The sequence below is a fragment of the Allobosea sp. CER48 genome (assembly GCF_044752385.1).
Lineage (GTDB): Bacteria > Pseudomonadota > Alphaproteobacteria > Rhizobiales > Beijerinckiaceae > Allobosea.
In genome coordinates, this window is record NZ_JBIWYK010000127.1 from 1 (window position 1) to 7,546 (window position 7,546).

Here is a 7,546-nt window from a genome sequence, read left to right on the forward strand (position 1 = left end):
CACGGCGACAGGACCGACGCCCGGGACGACGGAGCAACCCATGAAGCGCGAAGCAGGAAACATCTATATCGGCATCGGCGGATGGGTGTTCGAGCCCTGGCGTGGGGCCTTCTACCCGGACGGTCTGCCGCAGAAGCGGGAGCTTGAATATGCCGGGAGCAAGCTGACCTCGATCGAGATCAACGGGACGTATTACGGTTCCCAGAAGCCGGAAAGCTTCGCGAAATGGCGGGAGGAGACGCCTGAGGATTTCGTCTTCGCATTGAAGGGCTCGCGCTTCTGCACAAACCGGCGCGTGTTGGCGGAGGCGGGGCCTTCGGTCGAGAAGTTCCTGACGAGCGGCCTGACCGAGCTCAGGCATAAGCTAGGCCCGATCAACTGGCAGTTCATGCCGACGAAGAAATTCGACCCGGAGGATTTCGAGGCTTTCCTCAAGCTGCTGCCGAAGCAGCTCGACGGGATCACGCTGCGCCATGCGGTCGAGGTCCGGCATGACAGCTTCCGCTCGCCGGAGTTCGTGGCGCTGCTGCGCGAGTACAGCGTCGCCGTTATCACCTCTGCCGATGCCGATTACACCCAGATCGCCGATGTGACCGCACCCTTCGTCTATGCGCGGATCATGGGCACGCAGGAAGGCGAGCCGAAGGGCTATTCCGAGGCCGGCCTCGATCGCTGGGCCAAGGCGGCGCAGGAATGGGCAGGCGGAGGTGCGCCCGAGGGGCTGGGTGCCGTCGGCCCCGCCGCGCCCAGAGAGAAGCGCGACGTCTTTCTCTATGTCATCAGTGGCGGCAAGGTGCGCAATCCGGCCGCCGCGATGGAGTTGATTGCGCGGACCAAGCGCTGAGCTTCATTCGGCCGCGGCAGCCTCCTGCTGCGCGGCCACGTCCTGGCAGACATCGACCCATCGGGCGTGCGTCAGTTCGGCCATTCTTGCCGGAGCGATGCGCAGGGCGCTATGGGTCGAACCTGCCGCGGGAACGACCTCGTCAAAGGCCCTGAGCGAGACATCGCAATAGACCTGGAGCGGGGTGGCGAGTCCGAACGGGCAGACGCCGCCGACGGGATGCCCGGTCAGCGCCTCGACCTCTTCCTGGCCGAGCATGCGCGGCTTTCCACCGAGCGCAGCCTTGGCCTTCCTGTTGTCGAGCCGCGCATCGCCACGGGTGACGATCAGCACGACCTCCTCACCGATCCGCAGCGAGAGCGTCTTGGCGATCTGGCCGGGCTCGACGCCATGGGCAGCCGCTGCGAGCGGCACGGTGGCACTGCTGCCGGCGGTCTCGACGACCGTGATGTCGGGAGCGTGCTCGGCGAAGAAGGCGCGGACGGATTCGAGGCTCATCGGGCAATTCGCGAGGTCAACCAGAGGATCAGCAGGCTGGCGACCGCCGGCACGCCGAAGACGACGAGGAAGATCGGAGCCTCCTCCATCACGGTATAGCCCGCGCGAGCGACGCCGATCCAGAGATTGATCAGCGCGCCGGCGAACCAGAGCGGCAGGAACAGCCTGACGGCGAAGGGAATGGGCCGCCCGGCCGAGATGGCGAGCCGGGGTGCCGCGACCAGCAGGATGCCGAGCAGTGCGAAGCCGATGCCGATGACCTTGATGGTATGCATGCGTCAGGCCTCCTTCGGCCGCAGCGAGATCGCCTCCCAGGCGGCGACCAGGATCAGGATCGCGGTCGCGGTCAGGCTGAAGCCGAGTGGTGGCAACACGGTCCAGGCCGGCACGAGGACAGCGAGCAGGCCGAGCCCGACCAGATGGGAGAGCGGATACCAGCCGGCTGTGACCCGCTTGAACAGCAGGTTGCCGAGCAGGTAGAAGGCCGGGCCGGCTATGACGGCAATGGCCGTCTTCGCGTCGGTGTGGCCCAGCGGGTGAGCGATCACCAGCTCGTCGCCAACCGCGACCAGGATGATGCCGGCAACCAGCAGCACGTGCAGATAGGTGTAGGCGACGCGCGCGATCCGGCCGGGATCGGAGGAGTGCGCGATGATCTGGCTGCCGCGCTCAGCGCCGATATGGAAGTAGATCCACCACATCGTCACCGAGCTCACGAAGGAATTGAGAAACGCTGCCATATTGACGGCGGTCAAAGGCAGCTTCGCTGCCGTTGCGCCCGTGATCAGGATCGATTCACCGAGCGCGATGATGATGAAGAGCGCGCAGCGCTCGGCGAGATGCCCGCCCTCCACATTCCAGTCGGTGGTCCGCGAGCGGCCGAGCCCGATCACATGGAAGCCGAGCGCGGGGCCGGCATATTCGATGCCGAGCGCGATGATCCAGAGCCCGAAGCGCAGATTGCTTTCGGCCAGGCCCCCCGCGATCCAGAATACTGCCGAGACCGAAAGCCAGATCGTGATGCGCTGGAAGTTGCGGTAGTTTGCCGGTGAGGCGCCCCTCAGGCTCGCCATGGTGAAAAACGAGCGACCCAGCTGAATCGCAACATAGGCGCCGGCGAAGGCCAGCCCCGTGGAGCCGAAGGCTTCCGGTACCGAGCACGACAGGACGAGCCCGAACAGCATCAGCACGAACAGCATGAGCCGCACGGGCGCCTGCTCGGGGTCGAGCCAGTTCGTCACCCAGCTCGTATAGATCCAGACCCACCAGACCGCGCCGAGCAGGAAGGCGGCCTGGGCCAGCCCAAGCAGGCTGAAATGCTCGAGCAGCGTGTGGGAGATCTGGGTGATGGCGAAGACGAAGACCAGATCGAAGAACAGCTCGACATAGCTGACTCTCGCATGCTGGTGTTCGACGCGCTCCCTGAGCAGCGCGCCGGGCTTGTGAGCTTTCGCCATCCGGACCCCTCACCCCTGCCGCGCGTCGCGATGCGCGGGATGCCGGTGAGGGTGTCCCGCGCCGCGCGCCGCCGTCAATGGCGGAAGTGGCGATGCCCGGTGAAGACCATGGCGAGTCCGGCTTCGTCGGCCGCCTTGATGACCTCGTCGTCGCGCATCGAGCCGCCGGGCTGGATCACGGCCGTCGCGCCGGCTTCCGCCGCAGCCATCAGGCCGTCGGCGAAGGGGAAGAAGGCATCGGAGGCGACGACGGAGCCCTTGGCGAGGCTCTCGGGCAGGCCGGCCGTCTTCGCCGCCTCGGCGGCCTTCCAGGCGGCGATGCGCGAGGAATCGACGCGGCTCATCTGGCCGGCGCCGATGCCGACCGTGGCGAGATCCTTCGCATAGACGATGGCGTTCGACTTGACGTGCTTGGCAACCCGGAACGCGAAGCGCAGATCGGCGAGCTCACGCTCGCTCGGCTGACGCTTGGTCACGACCTTGAGCTCCATGTCGTCGACGACGGCGTTGTCGCGAGACTGGGCGAGGAAGCCGCCCGACACGGTGCGCAACGACAGGCCGGGCGCGCGGAAGTCCGGCAGGCCGCCGGTCAGCAGCAGCCGAAGGTTCTTCTTGGCGGCGATCATGGCGATCGCCTCTTCGTCGGCGTCGGGCGCGATGATGACCTCGGTGAAGATCTCGACGATCTTCTTCGCGGCAGCCGCATCGAGCGTGCGGTTCAGCGCGACGATGCCGCCGAAGGCCGAGACGGGGTCGCAGGCCAGCGCGCGCTCATAGGCCTCGAGCATCGAGCCGCCGGCGGCGACGCCGCAGGGATTGGCATGCTTGACGATGACGCAGGCGGCCGAGGCCTTCGGATCGAACTCGGCGACGCATTCGAAGGCGGCGTCGGTGTCGTTGATATTGTTGTAGGAGAGCTGCTTGCCCTGAACCTGGCGCGCGGTCGAGACGCCTGGCCGGTTTTCCGGCGTGCGGTAGAACGCGGCCCATTGATGCGGGTTCTCGCCATAGCGCATGGCCTCGGCAAGCGCGCCGCCGAGGGCGCGGAAGGCCGGGGCGGTGTCGCCGAGCTCGTTGGCGAACCAGTTCGAGATCGCGGCGTCATAGGCCGCCGTGCGGGCATAGGCCTTCTGGGCGAGCTTGCGGCGCAGCGTCAGCGTGGTCGCGCCCTTCTGGGCTTCGAGATCGGCGAGTACGGAGGGATAGTCGGCCGGCTCGACCACGACGGCGACGTCATGATGGTTCTTGGCCGCGGCACGGATCATGGCCGGGCCGCCGATATCGATGTTCTCGATGCAGTCGTCATAGGCCTTGCCGGCCGCGACAGTTGCCTCGAAGGGGTAGAGGTTCACGACGAGCAGGTCGATCGGCTGGATGCCGTGGCCGAGCATCGAAGCCTGGTGCTCGGGATGCGAGCGGATGGCGAGCAGGCCGCCATGGACCTTCGGGTGCAGCGTCTTGACGCGACCGTCCATCATCTCGGGGAAGCCGGTGAGATCGGAGACGTCGCTGACGGGCAGGCCGGCTTCGGCGATCGCCTTGGCGGTGCCGCCGGTCGAGACCAGCGCGATGCCCAGCCTGTGGAGGGAGCGCGCGAAGTCGATCAGCCCCGTCTTGTCGGAAACGGAAAGGAGAGCGCGCTCGACGCGGCGAAGTTCATTCGGCATCGGGTTTTCTGGTCCGGCTTGGATTACAGGAAAGGCAGTCGCGCGCGAGCTATCATGCTGCGCCGCGAAAGGCAAAGCTCAGTGTCGCGGAACCGTCACGCGTCGGGCGCGGATTCGGTGGCCGTGCGCTCGGCGATCGCTGCCGCCACGGTCTTGCCGGCGCGCGGGTTGGCGGTGCTGATCCGGGTGAGCCGCCAGCTCACGCGAGGCATGGCAACAGCATCGAAGGCGATGACGAGCTGCTCGGTGCGCCGCCGCCCATCCGAGGCTGCCAGGAAGATGCTCTCCTCGATCGTGATCGGAAGGCCTCCGGCCTCGAAGCTCCAGACCTCACCGGAGGCAAGCGCGAGAAGCGCGCCCGTGCTCTCGCGGACAAGGCTGGCGCGGACATTGGGGTGGAGATGGAAGCGCGCGGCGGCCGGCAGGGTTTCGCGCGCTCCACCGAGTGTGATCTCATCCTCGCCGGACAGGGTGGCGCCATCGCGGGCGAGCAGCAGGCGGCGGCTATGGACGGCGCCGAGGCCGCGGCGATAGCCGTCATGGCTCGCAACCCATTCGGGGCCGTCGGCGCTGTCCTGGCGCGCGACGCGGACATCGCGCGGCCCGGAGACGATGCGCATCTCGCCGAGCACCATGCCGAAATTCGCGCTGGAGCGGTCGTCGAGCACGACGGCGGAGTGAGCTGCGGTACTGCGCGCCGCGAGCCTCAGATCGAGCGGGCCAAAACGACTGGCACCGCAATTGACGATGATGCGCTGCGCGCCACTGGAAAACTCGAAGGCGAGGCAGCCGGCATGGGCCTCGGTCGAATAGGCGCCACGTGGCGGTGGACCGGCATCGGCGATGACCACGCTGCGCTCGGCCGCCAGGCGGCTATAGCCTGAATAGGCGGCATGCTCGGTCGGGCGGCCACGCGCATCGTCATAGGCGGCCAGCGTCGCCATCACGTCGGGCGCGGTCGTGCCCATGCCGTTGAAAAGGGCGATCGAGCCGTCTCCATGCCTGAACAGGCGCAGATGCGGCATCATCCGCTCGATCGCGGTCAGCACGCCGCGGGGGGGCTCCAGACCGCGCGCCGAGAAGGTCTCCCGCAGCGGCAGGAGATCGAGCAACAGCTCGATCAGCAGGCGCGGATTGCGCGATAGATGGCCCCCATCCGGCAAGATCTGCTCGTCCAGCTCGTCCGAAAGCATGGTCTCGGCGCGCCGCCGGCGGGTATCTTGTCCGTCGAGGCAGATGGCTGCGAGCGTAACCGCGATCAGGCCGCTCAGCCGATCGGCGCCTTCCACGGCCCCGGCCAGCGCGAGACTGAGCCGATCGGCCATATGCGCGACATGGCGGAGGAAGCGGTCGTAGAAGGCATGATCGGCGCCCTCCAGCAGCAGCGGCGAGTGGGACAGGAAGGCGATCAGCCGGCGCGCTACGACGGCCGGGCGGCGGGCAATGTCATGCCGGTAGCGCCGCTTGGCGATGAAGTCCTCGACGAGGCTGCGGGCATTGGCGCGGGCAATGGCGGTATCGGCAGCGCGCATATGGCGCAACCAGCCGAAGCCGTAGAGCGCTTCCGCCCAGGCGTCGCTCGGCGGCTCGATGTCGAAGGGGGATTCGCCGTGGCTGCGCTGCGTGCGCCCCGCAAAGGTGTAGTAGCCGGCATAGACGTCGCCGGCGATGGTCGGGTCCGCGGTGCGCAGGTCGTGCGGAGCGAAGAGCAGGCGGGTGGCGTTGCTGCGCCCGAACGGCCAGAGCTTGCGGGTCGCCCCCACGAACTGGCCACGGGCTCGCCGCGCCGCTCGTCCGACTGCGGCCTGGGCCAATCCCCGTCGCTCAGTCCAGCCGCTCAAAACCCCCGTATGCTCCGTCCCCGGGCGCGGCTCGCAACCGCGCGGATCATGCTGGAGAAGCCGCGCCGTCCCGCCGCGCGAATCCCTGCTCCGTCATAGCCTGATCAGGCGGCTTGCGTAAAATCCTGCCCATCCCGAAAGGCGCGGGGAATCGCCCTTCAGCTGATGCGGAAGGGTCCGGATATCGCCATTGGCATCGATGGCCTCCGTCAAACCGCCGATTTCGGCCGGTTCGACCGGCTTGCGACGAAACTGGGGATGGCGCGCGAGGAAGGCCGAGATCTGTGCCTCGCCCTCTTCGGCTTCGAGCGAGCAGGTGCAGTAGACGAGGCGTCCGCCCGGTTTGGTCAGTTCTGCGGCGGCGTCGAGCAGGCGCGCCTGGAGGCCGGCAAGCCGGTCGCGATCCTCCGGCAGCTTGGTCCAGGCGACATCGGGATGGCGGCGGATGGTGCCGGTCGCGCTGCAGGGCGCATCGAGGAGTACCGCGTCGAACGGCTCGGCCTTCCAGGTCGCGGCGTCGGCGGTGACGACATGTGCCGTCAGGCCCAGCCGGGCAAGATTGGCCTTGAGGCGACGCAGGCGCGGCGCCGAGCGGTCGAGCGCCGTTACCTCGGCGCCCGCGGCGGCGATCTGGGCCGTCTTGCCGCCGGGAGCGGCGCAGAGATCGACGATGCGCTCGCCGGCTTGGGGCGCGAGCAGCTTCGCCGGCAGGGCTGCAGCGGCATCCTGCACCCACCAGTCTCCGCTCTCGAAGCCCGGGAGCTCCGCGATGGCCTGCCGTTCGCGGAGCCGGACGGAGCCCGTGGGCAAGGCGATGCCGTCGAGCGCTTCGGCCCAGCGGGCGGCGTCGGCCTTGACGGTGACATCCAGCGAAGGTTCCTCGCGATGGCTCGCGGCAATCGCAGCGGCCACCTGCGGACCATAGGTCTCGCTCCAGCTCGCGGCGAGCCATTCAGGCGTGTCGCGGAAGGCGTCGGCGGCGGTTTCGGCGAGGACCTGATCCCGCTCGCGCACCAGGCGGCGCAAAACGGCATTGCCGAGCGCGGCATAGCGGGCCGAGCGCGCATCCTCGTGCAGATGGCGGATCGCCAGATCGACGGCGGCGTGGTCGGGAACGTCGAGGAATAGGATCTGCGCGGCCGCCGCCGTCAGGATCGGCTCGAACGGCCCGGACTGGCGCGGGCTGCCGCGATCCAAACGCTCGTCGATGGCATGCTGGATCGTGCCGAGCCTGCGAAA

General features: G+C 68.0%; 7 protein-coding genes. 1 reads left to right on the forward strand and 6 read right to left on the reverse strand.

Going from position 1 to position 7,546, the window contains the following annotated elements:
- Window positions 1–40: 40 nt before the first annotated feature.
- Window positions 41–844, forward strand: coding sequence for a DUF72 domain-containing protein (locus ACIPIA_RS07035; protein ID WP_400507996.1), 804 nt, complete (start codon window positions 41–43; stop codon window positions 842–844).
- A 3-nt stretch (window positions 845–847) separates the two neighbouring features.
- On the opposite strand, the gene ACIPIA_RS07040 is transcribed toward ACIPIA_RS07035, so the two are convergent.
- The 6 genes from ACIPIA_RS07040 to ACIPIA_RS07065 form a co-directional block, all read right to left on the reverse strand.
- Entirely contained in the window at window positions 848–1,342 is a 495-nt protein-coding gene (locus ACIPIA_RS07040) for a YbaK/EbsC family protein (protein ID WP_400507998.1), read from the reverse strand.
- On the reverse strand, window positions 1,339–1,617 hold the full coding sequence (locus tag ACIPIA_RS07045) for a hypothetical protein (RefSeq protein WP_400508000.1): 279 nt from the start codon (window positions 1,615–1,617) through the stop codon (window positions 1,339–1,341). The genes ACIPIA_RS07040 and ACIPIA_RS07045 overlap by 4 nt, the downstream gene beginning before the upstream one ends.
- Before the next feature lie 3 nt (window positions 1,618–1,620).
- Window positions 1,621–2,799 (reverse strand): low temperature requirement protein A, encoded by a 1,179-nt coding sequence (locus tag ACIPIA_RS07050; protein WP_400508002.1) that lies wholly within the window; start codon window positions 2,797–2,799, stop codon window positions 1,621–1,623.
- A 74-nt stretch (window positions 2,800–2,873) separates the two neighbouring features.
- Window positions 2,874–4,466, reverse strand: a complete 1,593-nt coding sequence (purH, locus tag ACIPIA_RS07055; RefSeq protein WP_400508003.1) for a bifunctional phosphoribosylaminoimidazolecarboxamide formyltransferase/IMP cyclohydrolase — start codon at window positions 4,464–4,466, stop codon at window positions 2,874–2,876.
- A 95-nt stretch (window positions 4,467–4,561) separates the two neighbouring features.
- Entirely contained in the window at window positions 4,562–6,229 is a 1,668-nt protein-coding gene (locus ACIPIA_RS07060; RefSeq protein WP_400508005.1) for a heparinase II/III family protein, read from the reverse strand.
- 171 nt (window positions 6,230–6,400) lie between these two features.
- A partial coding sequence (locus tag ACIPIA_RS07065) for an RsmB/NOP family class I SAM-dependent RNA methyltransferase (RefSeq protein WP_400508008.1) occupies window positions 6,401–7,546 on the reverse strand: 1,146 nt, incomplete at its 5' end.

Bases quoted from the DNA above. Each gene is read 5' to 3' on its own strand.
- ACIPIA_RS07035 (WP_400507996.1), top strand. From the start codon at position 41: ATGAAGCGCGAAGCAGGAAACATCTATATCGGCATCGGCGGATGGGTG.
- ACIPIA_RS07040 (WP_400507998.1), bottom strand. From the start codon at position 1,342: ATGAGCCTCGAATCCGTCCGCGCCTTCTTCGCCGAGCACGCTCCCGAC.
- ACIPIA_RS07045 (WP_400508000.1), bottom strand. From the start codon at position 1,617: ATGCATACCATCAAGGTCATCGGCATCGGCTTCGCACTGCTCGGCATC.
- ACIPIA_RS07050 (WP_400508002.1), bottom strand. From the start codon at position 2,799: ATGGCGAAAGCTCACAAGCCCGGCGCGCTGCTCAGGGAGCGCGTCGAA.
- purH (WP_400508003.1), bottom strand. From the start codon at position 4,466: ATGCCGAATGAACTTCGCCGCGTCGAGCGCGCTCTCCTTTCCGTTTCC.